The 25,352-nt window shown below is 68.8% G+C and carries 21 protein-coding genes; 10 read left to right on the forward strand and 11 right to left on the reverse strand.

Going from position 1 to position 25,352, the window contains the following annotated elements:
• The first annotated feature begins 126 nt into the window (after positions 1–126).
• On the forward strand, positions 127–1,029 hold the full coding sequence (locus tag ACZZZB_RS00055; protein ID WP_192017969.1) for a sulfurtransferase: 903 nt from the start codon (positions 127–129) through the stop codon (positions 1,027–1,029).
• A gap of 83 nt (positions 1,030–1,112) precedes the next feature.
• A complete protein-coding gene (locus ACZZZB_RS00060; protein ID WP_071260092.1) occupies positions 1,113–1,547 on the forward strand; it encodes a SufE family protein in 435 nt (144 codons plus the stop codon).
• 16 nt (positions 1,548–1,563) lie between these two features.
• Here ACZZZB_RS00060 and ACZZZB_RS00065 read toward each other — a convergent pair whose 3' ends face one another.
• Positions 1,564–2,820, reverse strand: a complete 1,257-nt coding sequence (locus tag ACZZZB_RS00065; protein ID WP_285027848.1) for an alpha/beta hydrolase family protein — start codon at positions 2,818–2,820, stop codon at positions 1,564–1,566.
• A 25-nt stretch (positions 2,821–2,845) separates the two neighbouring features.
• On the opposite strand from ACZZZB_RS00065, the gene ACZZZB_RS00070 reads away from it, so the two are divergent.
• The 4 genes from ACZZZB_RS00070 (at position 2,846) to ACZZZB_RS00085 (ending at position 8,104) form a co-directional block, all read left to right on the forward strand.
• Positions 2,846–3,442 (forward strand): DUF3000 domain-containing protein, encoded by a 597-nt coding sequence (locus tag ACZZZB_RS00070; protein WP_079002473.1) that lies wholly within the window; start codon positions 2,846–2,848, stop codon positions 3,440–3,442.
• Positions 3,435–4,682, forward strand: coding sequence for an HRDC domain-containing protein (locus ACZZZB_RS00075; protein WP_192017970.1), 1,248 nt, complete (start codon positions 3,435–3,437; stop codon positions 4,680–4,682). Before ACZZZB_RS00070 ends, ACZZZB_RS00075 begins: the two co-directional genes overlap by 8 nt.
• Before the next feature lie 74 nt (positions 4,683–4,756).
• Entirely contained in the window at positions 4,757–5,962 is a 1,206-nt protein-coding gene (locus tag ACZZZB_RS00080; RefSeq protein ID WP_064293790.1) for a thiolase family protein, read from the forward strand.
• On the forward strand, positions 5,963–8,104 hold the full coding sequence (locus ACZZZB_RS00085; protein WP_463528677.1) for a 3-hydroxyacyl-CoA dehydrogenase NAD-binding domain-containing protein: 2,142 nt from the start codon (positions 5,963–5,965) through the stop codon (positions 8,102–8,104). It begins immediately after the preceding gene.
• A 105-nt stretch (positions 8,105–8,209) separates the two neighbouring features.
• Here ACZZZB_RS00085 and ACZZZB_RS00090 read toward each other — a convergent pair whose 3' ends face one another.
• From ACZZZB_RS00090 to dut, 7 genes are all read right to left on the reverse strand, one after another.
• Positions 8,210–9,187, reverse strand: a complete 978-nt coding sequence (locus tag ACZZZB_RS00090) for an aldo/keto reductase (RefSeq protein WP_124769310.1) — start codon at positions 9,185–9,187, stop codon at positions 8,210–8,212.
• Positions 9,184–9,567 (reverse strand): MerR family transcriptional regulator, encoded by a 384-nt coding sequence (locus ACZZZB_RS00095; protein WP_463528678.1) that lies wholly within the window; start codon positions 9,565–9,567, stop codon positions 9,184–9,186. Before ACZZZB_RS00095 ends, ACZZZB_RS00090 begins: the two co-directional genes overlap by 4 nt.
• A gap of 55 nt (positions 9,568–9,622) precedes the next feature.
• Complete coding sequence (gene dxs, locus ACZZZB_RS00100; RefSeq protein ID WP_064293787.1) at positions 9,623–11,587, reverse strand: 1-deoxy-D-xylulose-5-phosphate synthase; 1,965 nt, start codon at positions 11,585–11,587, stop codon at positions 9,623–9,625.
• Between the two features lie 143 nt (positions 11,588–11,730).
• Complete coding sequence (locus tag ACZZZB_RS00105) at positions 11,731–14,550, reverse strand: aconitate hydratase (RefSeq protein WP_463528679.1); 2,820 nt, start codon at positions 14,548–14,550, stop codon at positions 11,731–11,733.
• A 244-nt stretch (positions 14,551–14,794) separates the two neighbouring features.
• Positions 14,795–15,472 carry a DUF3159 domain-containing protein gene (locus ACZZZB_RS00110; RefSeq protein WP_192004936.1) on the reverse strand — a complete coding sequence of 226 codons (678 nt, stop codon included), beginning with the start codon at positions 15,470–15,472 and terminating at the stop codon, positions 14,795–14,797.
• Positions 15,473–15,589: 117 nt separating this feature from the next.
• Positions 15,590–16,210 (reverse strand): DUF3710 domain-containing protein, encoded by a 621-nt coding sequence (locus ACZZZB_RS00115; RefSeq protein WP_086473327.1) that lies wholly within the window; start codon positions 16,208–16,210, stop codon positions 15,590–15,592.
• On the reverse strand, positions 16,207–16,716 hold the full coding sequence (dut, locus tag ACZZZB_RS00120) for a dUTP diphosphatase (protein WP_079705885.1): 510 nt from the start codon (positions 16,714–16,716) through the stop codon (positions 16,207–16,209). Before dut ends, ACZZZB_RS00115 begins: the two co-directional genes overlap by 4 nt.
• Before the next feature lie 38 nt (positions 16,717–16,754).
• Between dut and ACZZZB_RS00125 the strand changes: the two genes are divergently transcribed.
• Positions 16,755–17,201, forward strand: a complete 447-nt coding sequence (locus ACZZZB_RS00125) for a DUF3093 domain-containing protein (protein WP_079705884.1) — start codon at positions 16,755–16,757, stop codon at positions 17,199–17,201.
• Positions 17,202–17,304: 103 nt separating this feature from the next.
• Here the strand turns inward: ACZZZB_RS00125 and ACZZZB_RS00130 are convergent, their stop codons facing one another.
• On the reverse strand, positions 17,305–17,598 hold the full coding sequence (locus ACZZZB_RS00130; protein WP_056005937.1) for a DUF4193 domain-containing protein: 294 nt from the start codon (positions 17,596–17,598) through the stop codon (positions 17,305–17,307).
• A 199-nt stretch (positions 17,599–17,797) separates the two neighbouring features.
• Here ACZZZB_RS00130 and sepH point away from each other — a divergent pair, with 199 nt between their 5' ends.
• Positions 17,798–18,916 carry a septation protein SepH gene (sepH, locus tag ACZZZB_RS00135; RefSeq protein ID WP_463528680.1) on the forward strand — a complete coding sequence of 373 codons (1,119 nt, stop codon included), beginning with the start codon at positions 17,798–17,800 and terminating at the stop codon, positions 18,914–18,916.
• Between the two features lie 12 nt (positions 18,917–18,928).
• Here the strand turns inward: sepH and ACZZZB_RS00140 are convergent, their stop codons facing one another.
• The gene (locus tag ACZZZB_RS00140; RefSeq protein WP_463528681.1) at positions 18,929–20,071 is read right to left on the reverse strand and encodes an alkaline phosphatase family protein; all 1,143 of its coding nucleotides are present in this window, start codon (positions 20,069–20,071) and stop codon (positions 18,929–18,931) included.
• An 87-nt stretch (positions 20,072–20,158) separates the two neighbouring features.
• On the opposite strand from ACZZZB_RS00140, the gene ACZZZB_RS00145 reads away from it, so the two are divergent.
• Entirely contained in the window at positions 20,159–22,666 is a 2,508-nt protein-coding gene (locus ACZZZB_RS00145) for a DNA gyrase/topoisomerase IV subunit A (RefSeq protein WP_463528682.1), read from the forward strand.
• 92 nt (positions 22,667–22,758) lie between these two features.
• Here the strand turns inward: ACZZZB_RS00145 and ACZZZB_RS00150 are convergent, their stop codons facing one another.
• A complete protein-coding gene (locus ACZZZB_RS00150) occupies positions 22,759–24,837 on the reverse strand; it encodes a DNA gyrase/topoisomerase IV subunit B (RefSeq protein WP_229938850.1) in 2,079 nt (692 codons plus the stop codon).
• 231 nt (positions 24,838–25,068) lie between these two features.
• On the opposite strand from ACZZZB_RS00150, the gene ACZZZB_RS00155 reads away from it, so the two are divergent.
• Positions 25,069–25,299, forward strand: coding sequence for a DUF7455 domain-containing protein (locus tag ACZZZB_RS00155; RefSeq protein ID WP_056011197.1), 231 nt, complete (start codon positions 25,069–25,071; stop codon positions 25,297–25,299).
• Positions 25,300–25,352: the final 53 nt, after the last annotated feature.

The raw sequence follows: 25,352 nt of genomic DNA on the forward strand, positions 1-25,352 counted from the left end.
TTACGGCGTCTGACGCATCGGTGCGGTTCGGTGGTGCGGACGGCGTACTGTCGAAGGGACAGGCTTCCAGCCTAGATGCACGACACCCGAGCCCCACCGCAGCCAGCTGCACGACCGGAGGTACCCATGACCGTCGACGCCGATTCGACCTCGACCAAGTTCACCGCCTACGCCCACCCCGAGCGCCTCGTCACGGCGGAGTGGCTTGAAGCGCACCTGGGTGAACCCGGTCTCGTCGTCGTCGAGTCCGATGAGGACGTCCTCCTCTACGAGACCGGCCACATCCCCGGCTCGGTGAAGGTCGACTGGCACACCGACCTCAACGACCCGGTCGAGCGCGACTACATCGACGGAGCCGCGTTCGCCGCGCTGCTCGGGTCCAAGGGGATCTCGCGAGACGACACCGTCGTCATCTACGGCGACAAGAACAACTGGTGGGCCGCCTACGCCCTGTGGGTCTTCAGCCTCTTCGGACACGAGGACGTCCGGCTGCTCGACGGTGGACGCGACAAGTGGATCGCGGACGGCCGGGCGATCACCCGCGAAGCCACGGAGCGCGACGCCGTCGAGTACCCCGTGGTGGAGCGCGACGACACGGCCCTCCGCGCCTACAAGGACGACGTGCTCGCCCACCTCGGCAAGCCGCTCATCGACGTCCGCTCCCCCGAGGAGTACAGCGGTGAACGCACCACGGCGCCCGCCTACCCCGAAGAGGGTGCGCTCCGCGCCGGTCACATCCCGAGTGCGCAGAGCGTCCCGTGGGGCAAGGCGGTCGCCGAGGACGGCACCTTCCGGCCGGCCGAGGAGCTGGACGCGATCTACCGCGACGGCGCGGGCCTCGCCGAGGGCGACGAGGTGATCGCCTACTGCCGCATCGGCGAGCGGTCGAGTCACACGTGGTTCGTCCTGCAGCACCTGCTCGGGTTCGACAACGTCCGCAACTACGACGGGTCCTGGACGGAATGGGGCAGCGCCGTGCGCGTGCCGATCGTGCAGGGCGCCGAGCCGGGCGACGCACCGACGCGCTGAGCTCGTCCACCCACCGCCCTTCCGCACGGCTGCACTGTGCGGGAGGGCGGTCCGCTGTTCCCGGCTGCGATACTGGAGTGACCATGACCGATTCCCTCCTCGCCCCGAACCTCGCCGAGATCCGAGATGAGTTCCTCGCCGTCGAGGAACGCTCACGGCTGCAGCTGCTCCTCGAATTCAGCGACGAGCTGCCGGACCTCCCGGAGCGCTACCGCGACCACCCCGATCTCATGGAGCGGGTGCTCGAGTGCCAGGCACCCGTGTTCTTCTTCGTCGAGGTCGACGAGGACGGCATCGTGCACCTCTTCGCCACGGCTCCCGAGGAAGCGCCCACCACTCGCGGGTTCGCGAGCATCCTCGTCCAGGGGCTCGCCGGACTCACCGTCGACGAGGTGCTCGCCGTCCCCGACGACTTCCCGCAGATGATCGGACTCTCCCGGGCGGTGTCGCCACTGCGACTGCGCGGGATGTCGGCGCTGCTCGGCCGGACGAAGCGCCGCCTCCGCGAACTCGCCTGAGTCGTCGGCCCGTCGGTCAGTGCCCGGGCGGTAGCGGCACGAGCTCGTCGAGCCAGTCCGAGACCGCTGCGGTCCAACGCTCCGGGTCGTAGTTCCAGAGCTTCGTGTGACGGGCGACGGTGAACGGGACGAACGTCACGATGTCCGGTCGTGCGAGAGCGAGCGCCCGCGACGGCCCTGCCGGGACGTAACCGTCGTCGTCACTGTGCATCAGCAGGATCGGCAAGGCGAGGTCGGCGGCGTTGGCGACGTAGTCGAGCCGACCGAGATCGATGCTCGTCGCCTGCCCGGTCAGGAGGCGTCCCCACCGGCGGCTGATGGCGAGCAGGGCGACCCGACCGACCACACTGGGGATCCGGTTCTCCCGGGCCTGGTGCTGCAGGACGTCCACCCAGTCGATGACCGGCGAATCGAGCGCCACGGCGCGGAGGAGTTCGGGGTGCGTCGTCCGTCGTGAGGCCTGGAGCACGATCGCTCCGCCCATGGACCAGCCCATGAGCACGACGTCGGCGGCGCCCTGTTCACGCACCCAACCGATGGCGGCGTCCACGTCGCGCCACTCCTCGTCTCCGAGCGCGTAGCGGAAGTCCAGCGCGGGCGGAGCGTCGCCGTCGTTGCGGTAGGAGACGAGCAGGCAGGAGTACCCGGCGTTGCGGAAGCTCGGCACCGCTCGGAGCGCTTCGGATCGCGTGGTCCCCCGGCCGTGCACCAGGACGGCCCAGCGGGTGGACGGTCCGTCCTCCGGGTGGATCGCCCACGCCGGCGCCGGCCCGAGTGGGGTCGGTACGAGCACGTCCTCGTGGGCGAGGCCCAGTTCCTCCGGGCGGCGGAAGAACCACCCGCTGAACTCGGCCTCCTGGCCGACGCGGAGTGCGTCGACGTCGCCGCCGAGGAGCGTCCGGACCACGGTGTGCTGCCGCACCTCGAGGATGTCGCCCAGCTGCACGTAGGCGGCCCGTCTCGTCACCCAGCTGCCGTAGCGGCCGGGGACGACGGTGTCCGGCGTCGCGACGAGTTCGACCGTCCCACCGGCACGGTCCAACCCGACGATGCGAGCCTCACTCGGGCGGTCCCGAGCCGGGACCACCACCTTGCGGGCGATGGTCGCGACGACGGCGAGTCCGAGGGCGCCGACGGCGGCAGCGGCTCCACCGGCGATGACGATCGCATCCGTCGCCGAACCCCGCCGTCGAATGCCGGTGCTCGCCGCTCCTCGACCGCCTGCCTGCGACCCGGGTCCGCGTCTCCGCCCGGCGTGCCTCTGCCCATTCATCGGGATGTAACTCTAGTCTTCACTCGTGGTAGAGAGTCCGACGACGGCAAAGGTTCCCGAAGAGTTCGCCCGAGCGGTGGACGCTGTTCGCGCTGCAGCCGTCCGGCCCGATCTGAGAGTCACGGAGATCCCCGCGCCGAGCAATCTCGCGCCGTTCGCCATCGCCCTCGCGGCCGACGTCTCACCGAGTCGCCACGATGCCGACTCCGACCTCGGTACGGGGCGGTTCGTCCTCCTCTACGACCCGGACGGCTCTGACGCCTGGGGTGGACGCTTCCGCGTCGTCTGCTTCGCCCAGGCCCCCCTGGAGACCGAGATCGGACTCGACCCGTTCCTTGCCGAGGTCGCCTGGTCCTGGCTCGTGGACGCCCTCGACACCCGCGGCGCCTCCTACCAGGCGGCGTCCGGCACCGCGACGAAGATCATCTCGAGCGGTTTCGGGGAGCTCGCCCGGCAGGGCGACGGCGCACAGATCGAGCTTCGAGCGTCGTGGACACCGCTGGAGAGCGACGTCGCGGCGCACGTGGAAGGATGGGGAGAGCTGCTGTGCATGCTCGCCGGCTTGCCTCCGACCACCGAAGGGGTCTCCCTGTTGTCCGTCAAACGAGCTCACCGTGAGTGACGCGGCGCCCGAATCAGCACCGCTCCTCCCCCCGCCCGCGCCCACCGCACCACGGGTCGTCACCGACACCCGCGAGGCCTACCTCGCCTCACTCGAGGTGCTCGCCGCGGGTCACGGACCGTTCGCGCTCGACGCCGAACGCGCGTCGGGTTACCGGTACTCCCAGCGCGCCTACCTCATCCAGGTCTACCGTCGCGGTGCCGGGGTCTTCCTCTACGACCCGCCCGCCATCGGCTCCATGGCCGAACTCGGTGCCCTGATCCAGGGCGAGCGGTCGATCCTGCACGCGGCCAGCCAGGACCTCGCCTGTCTGCGCGAAGTGGGCATCGACCCGAGCGAGCTCTTCGACACCGAGCTGGGTGCCCGTCTGCTGGGGCTGCCGCGTGTCGGGCTCGGCGCCGTGGTCGAAGAACTGTTGGGCATCCATCTGGCGAAGGAGCACTCCGCCGCCGACTGGTCGACCCGCCCGCTCCCCGCCTCCTGGCTCGAGTACGCGGCGCTCGACGTCGAGCTGCTCGTCGACGCCGCAGAGGAACTGGCAGCCCGCATCGAGGATGCCGGGAAGAGCGACATCGCGCGGCAGGAGTTCCAGGCCACGCTCGCCCGGGAGGCCAAGGCACCCCGCGCCGAGCCCTGGCGCCGCCTCTCCGGACTCCATGCCGTGCGCGGACAACGCAACCTCGCCGTCGCTCGCGAGCTCTGGGTCGCGCGTGACGAACTCGCGCAGCGCCGCGACACCGCCCCCGGGCGGCTCATCCCCGACGCCTCGATCACCGCGGCCGCGAAGGCCAACCCCAGCTCGAAGCGCGACCTCGCAGCGCTCTCGGACTTCCGTGGGCGCGCGAGCCGCACCGAACTGGACCTCTGGTGGAACGCGATCCACACCGGCCAGACCACCGAGGACCTCCCCGGTGCCCGACCAGCGAGCGACACGCTGCCACCCCCGCGCAGCTGGTCCGACAAGAATCCGGACGCGCACGCCAGGTACACCGCGGCACGGACGAAGATCCTCGCGACGGCGGAGTTCCTGACGATGCCGGTCGAGAACCTGCTCACGCCGGAGACGCTGCGCCGACTGGCCTGGACGCCGCCCGAACCACTCACCGTCGAGACGGTCGCTGCAGCACTCGCCGAGCACGAGGCACGCCCCTGGCAGATCGACGCGACCGCCCGGGCGATCACCGACGCCTTTGTCGAGTCGGCCCAATCCCCGGTGGAGCCTGACCCGGACGCTTCGTAGGAAGCGCTGCACCCGGGTGTCCACCCGTGTCTGCCGCCTAGGATCGGGGCGTACCCCGAGAATGAGGAGGCAACGTGGCCGAACAAGCCGACGTCGTATTCGTTGATGGAGTCCGGACACCGTTCGGACGAGCCGGCGAAAAGGGCATGTACTGGAACACCCGGGCTGACGACCTGATCGTCAAGGCGATCATCGGACTGCTCGAACGTCATCCCGGTCTGCCGCTCGACCGCATCGACGAGGTCGCCATCGCGGCGACGACCCAGCAGGGCGACCAGGGGCTCACGCTCGGCCGGACCGCCGCGCTGCTCGCCGGCCTCCCGAAGTCCGTACCCGGATTTGCGATCGACCGCATGTGCGCCGGAGCGATGACCTCCGTCACGACGCTCGGCAGCGGCATCGCATTCGGTGCCTACGACCTCGTCCTCGCCGGTGGCGTCGAGCACATGGGACGTCACCCCATGGGGCTGGACGCCGACCCGAACCCGCGGTTCCTCGCCGAGCGCCTCGTCAGTGAGGACGCGCTGAACATGGGCAAGACGGCCGAGCGCATCCACGACCGGTTCCCGCAGCTCACGAAGGAACGCTCCGACCGCTTCGGCATGCGTAGTCAGCAGAAGGTCGCGGCCGCCTACGAAGCCGGACGGATCCAGCCCGACCTCGTCCCGGTCGCGCTCCGGAGCGACAGCGGATGGGGACTCGCCACCGGCGACGAAGGGCTCCGTCCCGAGACCACGATGGAGGGGCTCGCCGGACTGAAGACGCCGTTCCGGCCCCACGGCCGTGTCACCGCAGGCAACGCCTCGCCGCTGACCGACGGCGCCACGGTGAGTCTGCTCGCCAGTGCCTCGACGGCGAAGGAGCTCGGTCTCACTCCGAAGATGCGCCTCGTCAGCTTCGCGTTCGCGGGCGTCGAGCCCGAGATCATGGGCATCGGTCCCGTGCCGTCCACGGAGAAGGCCCTTCGGAAGGCGGGCCTGTCGATCGAGGACATCGGTCTGTTCGAACTGAACGAGGCCTTCGCGGTGCAGGTGCTCTCCTTCCTCGACCACTTCGGCATCGACGACGAGGACCCGCGGGTGAACCCGTGGGGTGGCGCGATCGCCGTCGGGCACCCGCTCGCGGCATCCGGCGTCCGACTCATGATCCAGCTCGCGGCGCAGTTCGCCGAGCACCCCGAGGTGCGCTATGGACTCACGGCGATGTGCGTCGGCCTCGGCCAGGGCGGCACCGTGATCTGGGAGAACCCGTACTTCACCGGCAAGAAGGGACGCAAGTAGATGACCGACTACACGACCATCGACTTCTCGGAGCTCGTCGCGATCAGCGGCGACGACGAGGTCGTGACGCGCTCCTTCGTCAAGGACATCACCACGGCGAGCGGGCGCACGATCGCGCTCATCACCCTCGACAACGGACGCGACCACACGAGGCCGAACACCCTCGGCCCGGTCACGCTGCTCGAGCTCGACGGCGTCCTCGAGACGCAACGGACCCGTGCCGCGTCCGGCGAGATCGACGGTGTCGCCATCACGGGCAAGCCGTTCATCCTGGCGGCCGGCGCCGACCTGAGCAAGGTCGGCGACATCCCCTCCCGTGAGGTCGCGACCAAGCTCGCGCAGCTCGGCCACCATGTCTTCGGCAAGCTCGAGGACCTCGGCGTACCGACCTTCGTCTTCATCAACGGACTCGCGCTCGGTGGCGGACTCGAGATCGGCCTCAACGCGAACTACCGGACCGTCGACGCCTCGGCGCCCGCGATCGCGCTCCCCGAGGTGTTCCTCGGACTCATCCCGGGCTGGGGCGGCGCCTACCTGCTCCCGAACCTGATCGGCATCGAGAACGCACTCAACGTCGTGATCTCGAACCCGCTCAAGAACAACCGGATGCTCAAGGCGCAGGACGCGCTCGCCTACGGCATCGCGGACGTCATGTTCCCGTCCGCCAACTTCCTCGAGGACTCCTTGCGCTGGGCCGACGGGGTGCTCGGTGGCACGGTGGCCGTGCAGCGCAAGAACGTGCCGGGCAAGGTGGAGCGGACGATCAAGTGGCCGCTCGCCATCAGCACCGCCCGCAAGATGCTCGAGAGCAAGATCGGCACGGTCGCGAAGTCGCCCTACGCGGCGCTCGACCTGCTCGAGGCCGCCCGCAGCGGCACGAAGGCACAGGGGTTCGAGCGAGAGGACCGGGCGCTGTCCGAGCTCATCGTCGGCGACCAGTTCCAGGCGAGCATGTACGCGTTCGACCTCGTGCAGAAGCGCGCCAAGCGCCCGGCAGGAGCGCCCGACAAGCAGCTCGCCCGGCGGGTCACGAAGGTCGGCATCATCGGCGCCGGGCTCATGGCGAGCCAGTTCGCGCTGCTCTTCCTCCGGCGACTCCAGGTGCCGGTGGTCATCACCGACCTCGACCAGGGCCACGTCGACGCCGGCGTCGCCCGGATCCACGGCGAGATCGACACCCTCCGCGGGAAGGGGCGCATCTCCCCCGACGAGTCGAACCGCCTGAAGGCGCTCCTGTCCGGCACCACGGACAAGGCCGACTTCGCGGACTGCGACTGGGTCATCGAGGCCGTCTTCGAAGAGGTCGGCGTCAAGCAGAGCGTGTTCGCCGAGGTCGAGCAGTACGTCTCGGAGCAGGCGGTCCTCGCAACGAACACCTCCTCGCTCTCCGTCGAGGAGATCGGGGCGAAGCTCGCGCACCCCGAGCGGCTCGTCGGCTTCCACTTCTTCAACCCGGTCGCCGTCATGCCGTTGCTCGAGGTCGTCCGCACACCCCAGACGGACGACGAGACGCTCGCGACGGCCTTCGCCACCGCGGCGAAGCTGAAGAAGAGCGCCATCCTCACCGCCGACGCTCCCGGCTTCATCGTCAACCGACTCCTGGCGAAGGTCATGGGTGAGGCGGCGCACGCCCTGGACGCCGGCACCCCGCTGCTGACGGTCGAACGTGCCTTCGCGCCCATCGGCCTGCCGATGACGCCCTTCCAGCTCATCGACCTCGTCGGTTGGAAGGTCGCCGCGCACGTGCAGGACACGATGGTCGGGAAGTTCCCCGACCGGTTCTTCGCGTCGGAGAACCTCCACCGGCTCGCCGGCCTGGACTCGGTCGTCGAGAAGGACAAGGGCGGCAAGGTGACCGGCTTCACGAAGCAGGCCCAGAAGGTGCTCGTCACGGGCGACAGCCCGCTCAGCGAGGACGAGATCCTGCGACGGGTCGAGGACGGCCTCGCGTCGGAGATCAAGCTCATGTTGGACGAGGGCGTCGTCTCAGCCGCCCAGGACATCGACCTCGGGCTCATCCTCGGTGCGGGTTGGCCGTTCCAGGACGGCGGAGCGACGCCGTACCTGGACCGCGTGGGTGCGAGCGAGCGTGCCTTCGGCGACACCTTCCACCACCCGCCCATCCGGGGCGTCCAGGCGTAGTCCGCGCGGTGTCGCGAGAGCGGGGTGTCCTCCACCATCGGTGGACGGCACCCCGCTCTCATGATTGAGCCTCGAGCGACGCCGGCCCTCAGCGCCTGCCGGAGCTCAGCGGTTGACGGTGCTCATGTCCGGATACCGGTCGCCGGCAGGGAGACGGAGTGCGTCGAGTCGAGCGAGCGCGTCGGCCGACAGGGAGAGCTCGTCGGCGCCGAGGTTCTCCTCGAGGTACGGGATCCGCTTCGTGCCGGGGATCGGCGCGATGTCGTCACCCTGGGCCAGCAACCAGGCGAGCGCCACCTGGGCCGGTGTCGCATCGAGCGACGCGGCGATCCGGTCGACCTCTTCGACAATCGCGATGTTCGCAGCGAGGTTGTCCCCCGTGAAGCGCGGGTTGGCGCGACGGAAGTCGGTCTCGTCGAGCACGTCGAGCGATCGGATCGTACCGGTGAGGAACCCGCGACCGAGCGGCGAGTACGGGACGAAGCCGATGCCCAACTCACGGACGGTCGGCAGGATCTCCGCCTCGGGGTCGCGGCTCCAGAGCGAGTACTCCGTCTGCAGAGCCGTGATCGGGTGCACGGCGTGTGCACGCCGGATCGTGTCCGGAGCCGCCTCCGACAGACCGATGTACCGGATCTTGCCCTCGGTGACGAGCTCCGAGAGTGCACCCACCGTCTCCTCGATGGGAACGCCCGGATCCACGCGGTGGAGGTAGTAGAGGTCCACGACGTCGGTCCCGAGCCGACGCAGCGATCCCTCGATCGACAGACGCACGTTCGCGGCGCTGCCATCGGCGCCGAACTGTCCGTCACTGGAATTGCGGATCGTCCCGAACTTGGTCGCGAGGGTCACCTCGTCCCTGCGTGACCCGAGTGCAGCGCCGAGCAGTTCCTCGTTGAGGTAGGGACCGTACATCTCAGCGGTGTCGAAGAAGGTGACGCCGAGGTCCAGGGCGCGGTGGATCGTCGCGGTGGATGCCGCATCGTCGAGGGCGGCACCGGTGTAGAACGCCGACATCCCCATGCAGCCGAGGCCGATCCGGGCGATGTCTGGTCCGGCTGTGCCGAGTGTGATGTGCTTCATCGTGTTGCCACCTGTTCTGTGTAGAGTTCGATCTTGCGATCGATGACCTCCAGCGACTGCTGCATCTCCTCGAGGCGGGCCAGGAACGAGATCCAATGCCGCAGCAGCAGCTCGAGCCTCGCCTCGGCGGTGTCGTCACCGCGCTGAGCCAACACCGTGTACTCGCGGAGCGTCGCGATCGGCATGCCCGTCGATCGGAGCCTCGTCAGGAACACGACCCAGGACACGTCGCCCTCGCTGTAGCGGCGGTGCGTCGATGAGCTGCGGCCGATCGGACGTGGCATGAGCCCTGCGCGCTCGTAGTACCGGAGCGTGTGGACGCTCAGTCCGGTCTGTTCGGCGACGTCGGAGATGGCGTAGCCCTCGTGGAGAGTGGTCATGTCCACACGATACGACTTCGAGTGCACTCGAAGTCAAGCGCGCCACAGCCCGCGGTCAGGCGCCGTGCGGCCTCGTCGTGCTCCGCTCCGAAGACGTGTCCTGCTCGACGCGGTCGTCAGGCAGTGGGCGGGCCACGGGGATCCGGCTGCCGAGGACCTGTGCCACGACGTCGCGGGCGATCTGCTGCGCCGTGAGGCCCGCATCCTCGAGGATCTGCTCGCGGGACGCGTGGTCGATGAACTCGTCCGGCACGCCGAGCTCGTCCACGGCCGTGTCGACGCCGGCCTCGCGGAGGGTCTGCCTGATGCGGGTGCCGATACCTCCGACGCGGATGCCGTCCTCGATGGTGATCACGAGCCGGTGCGCCGCGGCGAGCTCGACGAGCGATTCGGCGACGGGGACAACCCAGCGGGGGTCGACGACGGTCGCGCCGATGCCCTGCTGGGCGAGTCGGTCCGCCACGTCGATCGCGATGGGCGCCATCGGGCCGACGGCGACGATGAGGACGTCCGGCTGCTCGGTCGTCCGGAGGACGTCGACACCGTCGTGGAGACGCTCGACGGCCGGGAGCTCGGCGGGGGCGCTGCCCTTCGGGAACCGGATGACGGTCGGGGCGTCGTCGATCGACACGGCTTCGCGCAGTTCCTCGCGCAGCCGCTCGCCATCACGCGGTGCCGCGATCCGGATACCCGGGACGACCTGCAGGATCGCGAGGTCCCAGATGCCGTGGTGGCTCGGTCCGTCGGGGCCGGTCACTCCGGCGCGATCGAGGACGACCGTGACCCCCGCACGGTGCAGCGCGACGTCCATGAGCAGTTGGTCGAAGGCACGGTTCACGAACGTCGCGTACACGGCCACCACCGGGTGCAGTCCACCGAAGGCGAGCCCGGCCGCCGAGGTGAAGGCGTGCTGCTCGGCGATACCGACGTCGTGCACGCGCTCAGGGAAGCGTTCGGCGAAGGCGTGGAGCCCGACCGGTCGCAGCATGGCGGCCGTGATGGCCACGACGCGGTCGTCGGCCTCGGCCACCGCGAGCATCTCCTCGCTGAACACGGCCGTCCAGGACGGGCGGGCGGCCGCCCCGACGGGCTCCCCGGTCTCGGGGTCGATCACCCCGACGGCATGGAACTGATCGGCGTCGTCGTCCCGTGCCGGCTGGAACCCGCGACCCTTCTCGGTGATCGCGTGGACGATCACCGGCGCACCGTAGTGCTTCGCCTGGGTGAGGGCCTCCTCCATCGCGTGGATGTCGTGTCCGTCAACCGGCCCGATGTACTTGATGTCGAGGTTGGAGTAGAGCGCCTCGTTGTTCGTGAGGCGGGACAGGAACCCGTGGGCGCCTCCGCGGACGCCCCGATAGAGCGCGCGTCCCGGACCGCCGAGGAGGTTGAAGGCCCGCTGGCTGCGCTCGCGCAGGTCGCGATAGCTCCGGCGGGTCCGCACGCCGCTCAGGAACCGCGCCATACCGCCGATGGTCGGCGCGTAGGACCGGCCGTTGTCGTTGACGATGATGACGAGCCGGCGGGTGTTGTCGTCGCTGATGTTGTTGAGCGCCTCCCACGTCATGCCGCCCGTCAGCGCGCCGTCGCCGACGACCGCCACCACGTGACGCTCGTCCTGGCCGGTCATCTGGAAGGCGCGGGAGATGCCGTCCGCCCAGCTGAGCGAGCTCGAGGCGTGTGAACTCTCGACGATGTCGTGCTCGGATTCGGAACGCTGCGGGTAGCCGGCGAGGCCGCCCCGGGTCCGGAGCCCGCTGAACTCCTGGCGGCCGGTCAGGAGCTTGTGCACGTAGGACTGGTGACCGGTGTCGAACACCATCGGGTCCGTCGGGGAGTCGAACACCCGGTGCATCGCGATCGTGAGCTCGACGACGCCGAGGTTCGGACCGAGGTGTCCGCCCGTCTTCGAGACGTTCGCGATGAGGAAGGCGCGGATGTCGCCGGCGAGTTCGACGAGTTCCGCCTCGGAGAGGCCGTCGAGGTCCCGGGGTCCGTTCACCTGATCGAGCACTGTCATGCTGTCGTCCCTCCACCGTGGGCCGACCGATCGCTCGGAGCCCGTCTTTCGAGTGTACGCGTCGTGAGCGGGGTGGGCGGCGAACGCCGCAGGCCGGCCCCGACGGTTGCTGTCGGGACCGGCCTGGTGGTAGAGCCTCGTCGTCAGACGAGGCTGCGGAGCACGTACTGCAGGATGCCGCCGTTGCGGTAGTAGTCGGCTTCACCGGGCGTGTCGATGCGGACGACCGCGTCGAACTCGACCGGCTCCTTGCCGGGAGCCGAGTGCTCGCTCGGAACGGCGCTCACGCGGACCGTCTTCGGCGTGGTGCCGTTGTTGAGCTCCTCGAGACCGGCGATCGACACGATCTCCGTGCCGTCGAGTCCGAGCGAGGCCCAGCTCTCGCCTTCCGGGAACTGCAGCGGGACGACGCCCATACCGATGAGGTTCGAGCGGTGGATACGCTCGAAGCTCTCGGTGATGACCGCCTTGACGCCGAGGAGGCTCGTGCCCTTCGCCGCCCAGTCGCGTGAGGAACCGGAACCGTACTCCTTGCCACCGAAGATGACGAGGGGCGTGCCCTCGGCCTGGTAGTTCTGCGACGCGTCGTAGATGAACGACTGCGGTGCGTCGGCCTGCGTGAAGTCGCGGGTGTAGCCGCCCTCCACGCCGTCGAGCAGCTGGTTCTTCAGGCGGATGTTCGCGAACGTGCCGCGGATCATGACCTCGTGGTTGCCGCGGCGCGAGCCGTAGGAGTTGTAGTCCTTACGGCCGACGCCGTGCTCGTCGAGGTACCGGCCTGCGGGCGAGTCGGCCTTGATGTTGCCGGCCGGGCTGATGTGGTCGGTCGTGACCGAGTCGCCGAGCTTCGCGAGGACGCGGGCACCGACGATGTCGGAGACGGGGGTCGTCTCCATGGTCATGCCGTCGAAGTACGGGGGCTTCCGCACGTACGTCGACTCCTCGTCCCACTCGAAGGTCGAGCCCTCGGGGGTCTGGAGCGAACGCCAGCGCTCGTCGCCGTCGAAGACGCCGCTGTACTCGTGGTCGAACATCTCCTTGTTGATGGAGGAGTCGATCGTGTCCTGGACCTCTGCCGCGTCGGGCCAGATGTCCTTCAGGAAGATGTCGTTGCCGTCGGCGTCGACACCCAGGGCGTCGACCTCGAAGTCGAAGTTCATCGACCCCGCGAGGGCGTAGGCGATGACGAGCGGCGGGCTCGCCAGGTAGTTCATCTTGACGTCCGGGTTGATCCGGCCCTCGAAGTTGCGGTTGCCCGAGAGGACGGCGGTGACGGCGAGGTCGTTGTCCTGGACGGCGGTCGAGATCTCGTCGAGCAGCGGACCGGAGTTGCCGATGCAGGTCGTGCAGCCGTAGCCGACCGTGTAGAAGCCGAGGTCCTCGAGGTACTCGGTGAGACCGGCCTTCGCGTAGTAGTCGGTGACGACCTTGGAACCCGGAGCGAGCGTGGTCTTGACCCACGGCTTCGCCTTCAGGCCCTTCTTGCTGGCGTTCCGGGCCAGGAGGCCTGCGGCCAGCATGACCGACGGGTTCGAGGTGTTGGTGCACGAGGTGATCGCGGCGATCGCGACGGCGCCGTGGTCGAGGGTGAAGTCGACCCCGTTCTCCTCGAGGGTGACCTGGGTCGGCTTCGAGAGGGACGCCGGAGCGTGGCTGCGGTGCGTGTGGTGGTGGTGGTTGTTCTCGTCCTCGTCCTGCGGCGTGGTGCCGGCCGGGTCGGAGGCGGGGAAGGAACCGGCGCCGACGAGGTCGACGATGTCGTGCTCGACCGTGGCGTAGTCGACGAGGTCGCGCTCGAACTGGGCCTTCGCGTCCGTCAGCTCGATGCGGTCCTGCGGACGCTTCGGGCCGGCGATCGACGGGACGACGGTGGCGAGGTCGAGTTTGAGGTACTCGCTGAAGACCGGCTCCTGGTCGGCGTCGTGCCACAGCTTCTGGGTCTTGGCGTAGGCCTCGACCAGTGCGATCTGCTCGTCGCTGCGACCGGTGAGGCGCAGGTAGTCGAGCGTGACGTCGTCGATCGGGAACATGGCGGCCGTCGAGCCGAACTCGGGGCTCATGTTGCCGATGGTGGCGCGGTTCGCGAGCGGCACCTCGGCGACGCCTGCTCCGTAGAACTCGACGAACTTGCCGACGACCCCGTGCTTGCGGAGCATCTGGGTGATGGTGAGGACGACGTCCGTCGCCGTGACACCCGTCGGGATGGAGCCGTTCAGCTTGAAGCCGACGACCTTCGGGATGAGCATCGAGACGGGCTGGCCGAGCATGGCGGCCTCCGCCTCGATACCGCCGACGCCCCAGCCGAGCACGCCCAGGCCGTTGACCATGGTCGTGTGCGAGTCGGTGCCGACACAGGTGTCGGGGTAGGCGCGCAGGACGCCGCCGACCTCGCGCGTCATGGTGACGCGGGCGAGGTACTCGATGTTGACCTGGTGCACGATGCCGGTTCCCGGCGGGACGACCTTGAAGTCGTCGAACGCCGTCTGGCCCCAGCGGAGGAACTGGTACCGCTCGCCGTTGCGCTCGTACTCGAGCTCGACGTTGCGCTCGAGCGCGTTCTCGCTGCCGAAGAGATCGGCGATGACCGAGTGGTCGATGACCATCTCGGCCGGGGCGAGCGGGTTGATCTTGTCGGCGGAGCCGCCGAGTGCCTCGACCGCTTCGCGCATGGTGGCGAGGTCGACGATGCACGGCACGCCGGTGAAGTCCTGCATGACGACGCGAGCCGGGGTGAACTGGATCTCGGTGTCGGGGTCCGCGGTCGGAACCCAGTCGCCGATCGCGCGGATGTGTGCCTCGGTGATGTTGGCACCGTCCTCGGTGCGCAGCAGGTTCTCGAGGAGCACCTTGAGGCTGAACGGCAGCTTCTCGTGACCCTCCACCGTGTCGATGCGATAGATCTCGTAGTCGGTCGTCCCGACAGTCAGGGTGTCTTTCGCCCCGAAGCTGTTCACGGTGGACATATCGTCTTCTCCTTCGTTGGCGGCGGCGAGTGCTCACTCACGTGCGTTCCGACCAATCTTGCTGCTGGCGGGTGCTCCGCGGCTAGCAAGGCTTGCCTAACTACAGGCTGGGGCGCGTCGTGTCATCTCGACATCGCTCATCTATCTTGATGTCGAGACAATTCTAGCATCGAGGATCGGGTCCTCTGGACATGACGAGAGCCCGGCCCGACACGCTGACGCGTCGGGCCGGGCTCTCGGCGCATCACTCGGTGGATGCCTGCGGCGCCTTCGGGAACACGGCGCGGACGACGAGCCAGCTGAGGACGAGCAGTGGTGCGTAGAGCGGGATGCCCATGAGGAGCCGGAGCGTCCCGAGGAGTTCGACGTTCCCACTGAAGTAGAGGGGCAGCTGCACGAGGAGTCGTGCGGCGAACATGGCCACCCACACCAGCGTGAGCCACCGCATGGCGCGTCGTTGTCCGGGGTGGGAGCGCCAGCTCGTGCCGCTGCCCATGAGGTAGCCGGCCACGAGTCCGACGACGGGCCACCCGACGAGCACCGAGACGAGGAGGGCCACGGCGTAGGCGCCGTTGGTCCAGAACCCGACGACGTAGAAGTCCTCAGCGCGCCCGGACAGCAGGGCCAGGGCTGCTGAGAGTGCGATGCCGAGGAGGCCGCCGACGGCCTGTGTCACCGGCTGCCGCTGCACGAGGCGTGCAATGGAGAAGAGGACCCCGAGTGCGACCGGAGCGATGATCGACGGGAGCAGGTCGAGGGTCAGCGTGTAGACGACGAGGAACAGGAGTCCGGGCAGGATCGCCTCGACGATGCCGCGCACGCCGCCCATGGCGAGCAGCAACGCCTTGCCGGTGGGGGCGTCGCCCTCGGCCATCGCGCCCAGACCGGACTTGCGTGCGGCGGCACCGAACGCAGCGGACATCGATTCACCGAGCCGCTGCCGATCCGCATCTCCCGTGGCATCAGGGGAACCCGACGCGTCACGGCGATCGACCGGGTCGACTCCGCGGGGCTCCGGTTCTCGTGCGTCCGTCATCGACTACGCGCTCGTGGCGGTCGGCATACGCAGCGGGATGAGGTCGCGCGGCGGCATGGGCGAGTTGCCCCGGACGACGACGAGGCTGCGGAAGAGGTCGTCCACGAGCGCTGCGGCGTCCGGCTTCGACGCGCCCTCCCCCGCGACGACGCCGCGGAGGAACCAGCGCGGACCGTCGACGCCGATGAATCGTGCCAGGTGGGTCGCGTCGGTGCCTGCGGCACCACCGGTCGGCACCTCGGCGACGAGCTCCGGGCCGAACTCGCCCTCGCGCTCGGTCACGGTGCCGCCCTGCTGGGCGATCTGCTCGGCGATCTGCGACCGGGTCTCGTTCCACAGGCCGGTCGACCGCGGCGCGGCGAACGGCTGGACCTGCAGGGTGGAACCGGCGTAGTCGAGACCGACCGCGACGACCCGCTTCGTCGCCTCCTCCACCTCGAGGCGGAGGTTCAGTCCTTCGCGAGGCAGCACCTTGACGCCACCGAGGTCGATGTAGGGGCGGACGGGGTTCGCCTCGCTCTCGTCGAACGGGCCGGCGGTCTCGCGGTCCTCGGGTGCGGACTTCGCGTCGTCGGGCAGCTCCGCGTCGAGGTCGAGGTCTGGGAGGTCTTCGAGTTCGCTCATGCGAGGGTTCCTGTCTGCGCGGCACCGTCGGTGCTGATGGTTGGGTCGGTGGCGGCCGGTGTCGTGGCGAGCGAGCCGACGCCGGTCGAACCGAAGCCTCCGGCTCCTCGTGCACTGCCTGGCAATCGCTCCACCGGGATGAAGTTGGCGCGGGACACCGGCATCACGATGAGCTGGGCGATGCGGTCGCCCGGTTCGACGGTGAAAGAGGTGTGACGGTCGGTGTTGAGGAGCGTGACCTTGATCTCGCCGCGATACCCGGCGTCGACCGTGCCCGGCGAGTTGACGACGGTGATGCCGTGTTTCGCCGCGAGACCGCTTCGTGGGACGACGAACGCGGCATGGCCGTCGGGCAGTGCGATCGAGACGCCGGTGCCGACGAGGGCGCGCTCACCCGGCTCGAGCACGACGTGCTCGGCGGACACGAGATCCGCACCCGCATCGCCGGGGTGTGCATAGCCGGGCAGATCCGGCGCGATAATGAGTACGTCAACGCTTTCGGTCACGAATCGAGGGTAGTGCAGTTCTCTGAGACAAGGCAGACATGCAGCCGTACCGTGAAACCCTCTGGCCCAGCCCCTGGGTCATCATCGCCCTCGCCCTCGTGGTGCCGGCGACCATGCTCGTCCTCGCGCCCGTTTCGCTTGCGGCGGGGATCGTCGGGGCGGTGGTGCTGTACGGCGGGTGCCTTGCGCTGGCGTTCGGGACGGCGCCGAGGATCCAGGTCTCCGAGTCGAGCCTGTCGGTCGGGAAGGCGTCGATCCCGCTCGGGTTCATCGGTGAGGTCGTGGTGTACACCGGGACGGACGCGACCGCTCAGCTCCGCACCAAGCTCGATGCACGCGCCTGGCTCATGATCCGCGGGTGGGTGCACAGCCTCGTGAAGGTGGAGATCGTCGACCCCGCCGACCCGACGCCGTACTGGCTGCTGTCGTCCCGTCGGCCGCAGGCCCTGGCGGATGCGATCGCCGCCGCGCGCACGCACGCCTGAGGCGGACACAGTCTGGATCGGTCTCCGATTGAAGCCGCAACGACAGAACCCCTCCGGATCGTGATCCGGAGGGGTTCTGTGTGCCGCTCGCGCGGCGGTGCTGTCAGGCTGCGCACTCCGCGCAGATCGGGCCGAACTTGCCCTCGTGGTCGAGCTGCGAGCGGTGCTTCACGAGGAAGCACTCCATGCAGGTGAACTCGTCCGCCTGGGGCGGGAGCACGACGACGTCGAGGTCGAGGTCGGAGAGGTCGGATCCACCCAGGTTGTAGTCACCCGGGTTGTCAGCGTCTTCGGAGTCGACGACTCCGGACAGCTTGTCTGGAACGCGCTCCTTCAGGGCCTCGATCGACTCGGAATCGTCGTCGGTCTTGCGGGGAGCGTCGTAATCAGTTGCCATGCCTATCCACTTCTCGATGCCGTCGGAACAAAATCGGCGGGCACAGTTTGCATCAGTTCCGCATGAATTGCAAACCGTGTTCGGGAGGGTGTGCGGAACCTTCCCGTGCAACTGACGGCACGCCCGGCGTATTCCCCGAATACGCCCGTGATCCGTGAGAACGTGGGTCAATCACGTGGCACGCTGAGAGGCATTCATCATGCAGGAATTGAAGGTAGTCGGAGCGGAGCTCGGCGCTCTGATCGTTGCAGATCGGAACGAGGAGGAATACCGCCTCATCGTCGACGATTCGTTCCACGTCCACCTGCGGCGGGCGAAGCCGGCCGGTGCGCCGATCGGTGGGAACACCAAGATCTCTCCGAGGGAAGTGCAGGCGCACATCCGCAGCGGGCTCTCCGCCGAGGACGTCGCAGCGGTCACCGGTGCCTCACTGGAGTACGTGCAGCGGTTCGAGGGTCCGGTGATGGCGGAGCGCGAGCACATCGTCGGCACGGCCCTGGGCGTCGCCGTCCTGCCGACGACCGACACCTCGGCCGACGACATCGAAGCCACCTTCGGGAACGTCATCCGGGCTCGACTCGAGAAGCTCGGCGCGACCGACGAACGGTGGACGAGCTGGAAGGAGCCTGAGGGTGGCTGGATCGTCAAGCTGTCCTTCACGGCCGACCAGGTCGACCACGACGCCCGCTGGGCGTTCGAGCCGAAGAAGCTCGCCCTCACGCCCATCGGCAGTGAGGCCACGACCCTCTCGCGTCAGGGCGACCTGCCGGCCGCGCTGATCCCCCGCTTGCGTGCTGTCGACACCGACGACTCCCCCGACACCTCACGCTTCGACAGCGGCGCGTTCTCCCTGGACCGCGTGTCGACGCCGCAGCAGAGCGAGACCGACCGTCCCGCCGAGACGCGTCCGATCGAGCCGTTGCCGTTCGCGGCCGACACGGGCTTCGGCCGTGCACCGTCCTCGAAGGCTGCGACGCAGGCCGCGATCAACCGTGAGGCCTCGAGCCCCGAGCAGCACAACCAGACCGCCGACTTGCTCGAGGCGCTCCGCAAGCGCCGTGGCGAGCGGGAGTCCGCCCCCAGCGAACCCGAACCTGCCGAGCGCCCCAGTGCGCCGCACGCCGTCCCGGATCAGCAGACGCCGCTGGCGGTGTTCGACACCGGTGAGTTCGAGGCGGCGCAGCAACGGCGCGCGGGCGATTCCGAGTCCTCCGATGGCGGCACGCCGTCCGGAGCCAAGGCGCGCCGCGGCCGGGCGTCGATGCCGTCCTGGGACGAGATCGTGTTCGGAGCGAAGTCCGACGACGACCCGGTCTGATCGGTCAGGGCTTCAGGGCTCGTAACGACCGAGGCCGAGGAGCGGTATCCGGCGTTCGTCGTCGGTGAGCGATCCGTGCTGTCCGATCATGCCCCTCGCGCTCTGATCGGCGGGACGTGAGTCGTAGTAGGCGATGCGCTTCCGGGCTGCGACGATGACGTCGCCGATCCGTGGCAGCACCTCAGGGTCGACCTCGCCGTACCAGCCGTGGTCGATCGCCTGCTCGCGTGTCGCGATCCAGGCGCGGCCGCCCTCCTCGGCTCGCCAGGCCTCAGCCAGGCGCTCCCGATCCGCTGGGCCTGCATCGGTGTCGAGATAGAGGTGAAGGCATCGCGGCTCGCCGCCGATGTGGCGGACACCGGCGACCAGCTCGGGGACCTGGTCGAAGAGCACGTGCTGGTGCTGTGCGACGTCGATCACCCCGTGGTCGGCGGTGATGAGCGCGCCGGTCGACGCGGGCAAACGTGACGACCACCGCTTGAGATCGCCGTCGAGCTCCTCGAGGAGCGCCGTCCAGCGGCCCGACTCCCACCCGTACTCGTGCGCCGCCTGATCGAGCTCGGGGACGTACACGTAGCTGAGTGTGGGGCCGGCGGTCGTGGACACGATCTCTCGGGCCGCGTCGAGGCGGTCCGCCATCGAGCGTCCGGCCCGGTAGTCCGCCCCTCGGAGCACGGCTCGGGTGAAGCCCGAATTGCGGTATCGCTCCTGACCGATCACCGTCGTGGTGACGCCCTCGGCTCTCGCTCGCTCGAACACGGTCGGGAGGCGCTGCCACGTCTCGGGCACCATGCCGGCGTCCCAGCCACTGAGCTGGTTCACGACCCGGTCCCCCGCCACGTCCCGTGCGCGGTAGCTGACGAGGCCGTGCCGACCCGGCAACGCGCCGGTGGTCAGCGTCGCGATCCCGGCAGCGGTCGTCGACGGGAACGCCGAGGTCGTGGTGGAGCGCGGGCCGAGGCGCGGCGCGAGGAACCGAGCGTGGGCGGCGGCTCCGCGGAGGTTCGCGGCGCCGAGGCCGTCGACGAGGACGACGACGGCATGGTCGGCCGCGGGCAGCGATCCACCGCCCACCGTCAGGGATGCGAGGCAATCCGGGAGGACACCGGCAAGGCTGCGTGACTCCGGATCGACCGTCGGTAGCATGGTGGTCATCGGGCTCAGTCTCGCACACCGCGCTGACGACCACGCCCCGCCATCCTCGCCGAGCACCGGCTCGACTCCCCTCAGCAGAGACACGGAATGACCCGCCAACAGCAGACCCCGCCGACGGAGACCAGTGGCGAGCGCATCGAGGACATCGATGTCTCGTCGGAGATGCAGACCTCCTTCCTGGAGTACGCCTATTCGGTCATCTACGCCCGTGCCCTCCCCGACGCGCGCGACGGCCTGAAGCCGGTGCAGCGCCGCATCCTGTACCAGATGACCGAGATGGGCCTGCGCCCGGATCGTGGCCACGTGAAGTCGGCCCGCGTCGTCGGTGAAGTGATGGGGAAGCTGCACCCGCACGGCGACACGGCGATCTACGACGCACTCGTCCGCCTCGCTCAGCCCTTCACGCTCCGCGTCCCGCTCATCGACGGGCACGGGAACTTCGGCTCACTCGACGACGGGCCCGCCGCGCCGCGGTACACGGAGGCCCGGCTGGACGCCGCCGCGCTCGCCCTGACGGCCGACCTCGACGAGGACGTCGTCGACTTCGTCCCGAACTACGACAACCAGTTCATGCAGCCCGAGGTCCTCCCGGCCGCGTTCCCGAACCTCCTCGTGAACGGCGCCAGCGGCATCGCGGTCGGTATGGCGACCAACATGGCGCCGCACAACCTCGTCGAGGTGATCGGTGCCGCACGGCACCTCATCGCGCATCCTCAGGCCACCCTCGAGGACCTGATGGAGTTCGTCCCGGGTCCCGACCTCCCCTCGGGCGGCACGATCGTCGGTCTGGACGGCATCAAGGACGCCTACGCCACCGGTCGCGGCTCCTTCAAGACCCGCGCGAAGGTCTCCGTCGAACCGGTCACCGCGCGGAAGACCGGTCTGGTCATCACCGAACTGCCCTACCTGGTCGGTCCGGAGAAGATCATCGAGAAGATCAAGGACGGTGTCAGCTCCAAGAAGCTCAACGGCATCTCCGACGTCACCGACCTGACGGACCGCATCCACGGGCTCCGCCTCGTGATCGGGATCAAGACCGGCTTCTCCCCCGAGGCCGTTCTGGAGCAGCTCTACCGCTACACGCCGCTCGAGGACTCCTTCAGCATCAACAACGTCGCGCTCGTCGACGGCGGCCCGCAGACGCTCGGCCTCCGGGAACTGCTGCAGGTGTACGTCGACCACCGCATCAGCGTGGTCACCCGCCGGAGCCGGTTCCGGTTGGCGAGACGCAAGGAACGCCTCCACCTCGTGGAGGGGCTCCTCATCGCCATCCTCGACATCGACGAGGTCATCCAGGTCATCCGCGCGAGCGACGACTCCGAACAGGCCCGCGCGAGGCTCATCGAGGTCTTCGACCTCTCGCAGCTGCAGGCCGAGTACATCCTCGAACTCCGTCTCCGACGACTCACCAAGTTCTCGCGGATCGAGCTCGAGGCCGAGCGCGACAAGCTGCTGGCCGAGATCGCCGAACTCGAGCGGTTGCTCGGGAGCCAACGACTCATCCGGGCCGCGGTCTCCGCAGAGCTCGCCGCTGCGGCCGAGCAGTTCGGCACGCCGCGCCGGACCATGCTGACGAATGCCAAGCCGAGCGTCGCGACGACCGGCCGAGGGAAGAGCGCCCCGGTGCTCGAGCTCGCCGACACCCCGTGCCGCGTCTACCTCAGCGCGACCGGACGGGCGCTCCGCGTCGACCTCGAGCAGGACGCACCCGCACCACGACCCGGTCGGCGGAGCAAGCACGATGCGATCCTGAGTGTCGTCGAGACCACGAGCCGCACCGAACTCGGTGCGGTCACGAGCCTCGGTCGTGTCATCCGGTTCACCCCGCTCGACCTTCCCGCGGTGCCGGCGGCCTCCATCCAGCTCGCGGCCGGCGTCCGGATGGGCGAATACCTGTCGCTCCCGAACCGTGACGAGCGCGTGCTGGCGATCGTCTCGCTGACCTCGGAGCAGCCGATCGTGCTGGGAACCGAGACCGGCGTCGTCAAGCGGGTCATCCCCGGCGACCTGCCGAACAAGCCGGACTTCGAGGTCATCACGCTCAAGCCGCGCGACCACGTCGTCGGGGCCACCCAGGTCGGCGACGACGCGGAACTCGTCTTCGTCGCCTCCGATGCACAACTGCTCCGTTTCGCCGCGACGTCCGTCCGTCCGCAGGGGCGGGCAGCGGGTGGCATGGCCGGCATCAACCTGGCGGCCGGTGCGAAGGTCATCTCGTTCACTGCTGTCCTGTCCACCGACGACGTCGTCGTCGTGACCGTCGCGACCAATTCGCTGACGCTCGCCGGAACGGACACCGGGAGCGCAAAGGTCTCGGAGTTCTCCGAGTTCCCCGCCAAGGGTCGTGCGACCGGCGGTGTCCGGTCGCAGCGCTTCCTGAAGGGCGAGGACCAGCTGGCCGTCGCGTGGGTCGGCGCCGCTCCGGCGCACGCCGTCGGGACGGACGGGACACCGCGGACGCTCCCGGAGGTCGGCGCGAAGCGGGATGCCTCAGGGGTGCCGCTCGACGCCCCCGTCGGGTTCATCGGCGGCGCGATCACCGCACCGGCAGCACCGGTGACGGACGAGGCGGCAGCGAGCGACGAATCGTCCTGATCGGAGCTGCACACTGACGAAGGCCCGGATCGAGCGCACTGCTCGATCCGGGCCTTCGTCGTCGGTCCTGCTTCTCGGTGGACGACCGACGATCAGACGTCGATGCTCTCCCGTGACAGCCGGTCGGAGCTGTCGACGATGAACTCCTTGCGGGGGGCGACGTCGTTGCCCATGAGGAGTTCGAAGATCCGTCCGGCCGACTCCGCATCCTCCACTCGGACACGGCGCAGCGTCCGGTGACGGCGGTCCATGGTGGTCGTGGCCAGCTGGTCGGCGTCCATCTCCCCCAGGCCCTTGTAGCGCTGGATCGGTTCCTGGTGCTTCTTGCCGGTGCGCTTGAGGTCGCTGAGCACCGCGTGCAGTTCGGCTTCGGAGTAGGTGTAAATCGTCTCGTTCGGCTTGGAGCCGGGGTTGATGACGATGACGCGGTGGAGCGGCGGTACCGCGGCGAACACGCGACCCGCTTCGATCAGCGGCCGCATGTACCGGAAGAAGAGCGTGAGCAGGAGCGTCCGGATGTGGGCGCCGTCGACGTCGGCGTCGCTCATGAGGATGATCTTGCCGTAGCGGGCGGCGTCGAGATCGAACGATCGTCCGGAGCCCGCGCCGATGACCTGGATGATGGACGCGCACTCCGCGTTCGACAGCATGTCGGAGACGGAGGCCTTCTGCACGTTGAGGATCTTGCCTCGGATCGGGAGCAGCGCCTGGTAGGAGCTGTCTCGGGCGAGCTTCGCCGTGCCCAGTGCCGAGTCGCCCTCGACGATGAAGAGTTCGCTGGACTCGAGGTTGCCCGAGCGGCAGTCGACCAGCTTGGCCGGGAGCGACGAGTTCTCGAGCGCGTTCTTGCGGCGTTGCGTCTCCTTGTGGGTCCGCGCGGAGATCCGGGACTTCATCTCCGACACGATCTTCTCGAGCACGAGCGCGGTCTGCGCCTTGTCGTCGCGCTTGGTCGAGGCGAACCGCTCCTTGAGCTCCTTCGTGACGACGTTGGCGACGATGGCGCGGACGGCCGGCGTGCCGAGGATCTCCTTCGTCTGGCCCTCGAACTGCGGCTCCGCGAGGCGCACCGTCAGCACCGCTGTGAGGCCGGCGAGGACGTCGTCCTTCTCGAGCTTGTCCGTGCCGACCTTGAGTCGACGGGCGTTCTGCTCGACCTGGGCGCGGAGGAACTTCAGGAGGCCCTGATCGAATCCGAGTTGGTGCGTGCCGCCCTTCGGCGTGGCGATGATGTTGACGAAGCTGCGCATGACCGTCTCGTACCCGGTACCCCACCGCAGCGCGATGTCGACCTCTGCCTCGCGCTCCACCTCGGTGGCGACCATGGTGCCCGACGGCGACAGCACCGGGACGGTCTCGGTGAACGTGCCGCTGCCGGTGAGGCGCCAGGTGTCGGTGAGTGCGGTGTCGCCCGCGAGATAGTCGACGAACTCGGAGATGCCGCCCTCGTAGCGGAACATCGCCTCGGTCGGCTCCTCGACGGTCTCGTCGCGGATGTGGATGCCGAGCCCCTTGATGAGGAAGGCGGTCTGGCGCGCGCGGCCGAGGAGCTCCTCGGCCTGGAACTGGGCGCCCTTCGTGAAGATCTGGCGGTCGGCCCAGTAGCGGATTCGGGTGCCGGTCACGCCGCGCTTCGTCTTGCCGATGACGCGGAGCTCGCTCTGCTTCTCGAACGGCGTGAAGGGTGCGTCCGGGGTCGGCTCCCCCGTGTCGGCGAAGATCCCCGGCTCACCGCGGTGGAAGGACATGGCGTAGGTCTTGCCGCCGCGATCGACCTCGACGTCGAGTCGCTCGGACAGGGCGTTGACGACGGATGCGCCGACGCCGTGCAGCCCGCCGGACGCGGCGTACGAGCCGCCGCCGAACTTCCCGCCGGCGTGGAGCTTGGTGAAGACGACCTCGACACCGGAGAGGCCGGTCTTCGGCTCGATGTCCACCGGGATACCACGTGCGTGGTCGCGCACCTCGACGCTCTGATCGGCGTGGAGGACGATCTCGATCTGATCGCCGTACCCGCCGAGGGCCTCGTCGACGGAGTTGTCGATGATCTCCCAGAGGCAGTGCATGAGGCCGCGCGAGTCGGTGGAACCGATGTACATGCCCGGTCGCTTGCGCACCGCCTCGAGGCCTTCGAGGACGGAGAGATGCCTGGCGGAGTAGTCGCTGCTCACGCTTCCCAGCGTAGTCGTCGCCGCCGACACGCCGAGGGAGACACTCGGCGCGCGATCGTCCGGAGCCGCTCGACGGCGCGTTGTCGCGGGCCGCCGACCCATCCGGCTGCACGGTTGATCCGAATCATCTACGCGCACAGCGAAAAGAACACGGAATGGGACCCCGTTGTGACAATCGCGTGCTTTCATGAGTACTACGAGTTTCGTAGCCGCCCGAGTCAGGAGGAGCACATGTCACAGACTGCTACCGAGAGCACGCCGAGTGACCTCGACGCCCAGCAACTGACTGCCGCCGATCGTTGCGATCTGTGCGGAGCACAGGCCTACATCCGCGTGCAGATGAACAGCGGTGAGCTGCTGTTCTGCGCGCACCACGGCAAGAAGTACCAGGAGAAGCTGACGCAGGTCGCGACCGACTGGCACGACGAGTCCGCGCGACTCTTCACCGAGCAGCGCGCCTAGTCCACCGGCATCACGACGAAGGGCCCCGGATCCGAGATCCGGGGCCCTTCGTC

Source organism: Plantibacter sp. AC185 (genome assembly GCF_979258065.1).

Excerpts from the sequence above, each read along its gene's own strand:
- ACZZZB_RS00055 (WP_192017969.1), top strand. The coding sequence starts at position 127 with ATGACCGTCGACGCCGATTCGACCTCGACCAAGTTCACCGCCTACGCC.
- ACZZZB_RS00060 (WP_071260092.1), top strand. The coding sequence starts at position 1,113 with ATGACCGATTCCCTCCTCGCCCCGAACCTCGCCGAGATCCGAGATGAG.
- ACZZZB_RS00065 (WP_285027848.1), bottom strand. The coding sequence starts at position 2,820 with ATGAATGGGCAGAGGCACGCCGGGCGGAGACGCGGACCCGGGTCGCAG.
- ACZZZB_RS00085 (WP_463528677.1), top strand. The coding sequence starts at position 5,963 with ATGACCGACTACACGACCATCGACTTCTCGGAGCTCGTCGCGATCAGC.
- ACZZZB_RS00090 (WP_124769310.1), bottom strand. The coding sequence starts at position 9,187 with ATGAAGCACATCACACTCGGCACAGCCGGACCAGACATCGCCCGGATC.
- ACZZZB_RS00095 (WP_463528678.1), bottom strand. The coding sequence starts at position 9,567 with ATGACCACTCTCCACGAGGGCTACGCCATCTCCGACGTCGCCGAACAG.
- dxs (WP_064293787.1), bottom strand. The coding sequence starts at position 11,587 with ATGACAGTGCTCGATCAGGTGAACGGACCCCGGGACCTCGACGGCCTC.
- ACZZZB_RS00105 (WP_463528679.1), bottom strand. The coding sequence starts at position 14,550 with ATGTCCACCGTGAACAGCTTCGGGGCGAAAGACACCCTGACTGTCGGG.
- ACZZZB_RS00110 (WP_192004936.1), bottom strand. The coding sequence starts at position 15,472 with ATGTCCGCTGCGTTCGGTGCCGCCGCACGCAAGTCCGGTCTGGGCGCG.
- ACZZZB_RS00115 (WP_086473327.1), bottom strand. The coding sequence starts at position 16,210 with ATGAGCGAACTCGAAGACCTCCCAGACCTCGACCTCGACGCGGAGCTG.
- ACZZZB_RS00125 (WP_079705884.1), top strand. The coding sequence starts at position 16,755 with ATGCAGCCGTACCGTGAAACCCTCTGGCCCAGCCCCTGGGTCATCATC.
- ACZZZB_RS00130 (WP_056005937.1), bottom strand. The coding sequence starts at position 17,598 with ATGGCAACTGATTACGACGCTCCCCGCAAGACCGACGACGATTCCGAG.
- sepH (WP_463528680.1), top strand. The coding sequence starts at position 17,798 with ATGCAGGAATTGAAGGTAGTCGGAGCGGAGCTCGGCGCTCTGATCGTT.
- ACZZZB_RS00140 (WP_463528681.1), bottom strand. The coding sequence starts at position 20,071 with ATGACCACCATGCTACCGACGGTCGATCCGGAGTCACGCAGCCTTGCC.
- ACZZZB_RS00145 (WP_463528682.1), top strand. The coding sequence starts at position 20,159 with ATGACCCGCCAACAGCAGACCCCGCCGACGGAGACCAGTGGCGAGCGC.
- ACZZZB_RS00155 (WP_056011197.1), top strand. The coding sequence starts at position 25,069 with ATGTCACAGACTGCTACCGAGAGCACGCCGAGTGACCTCGACGCCCAG.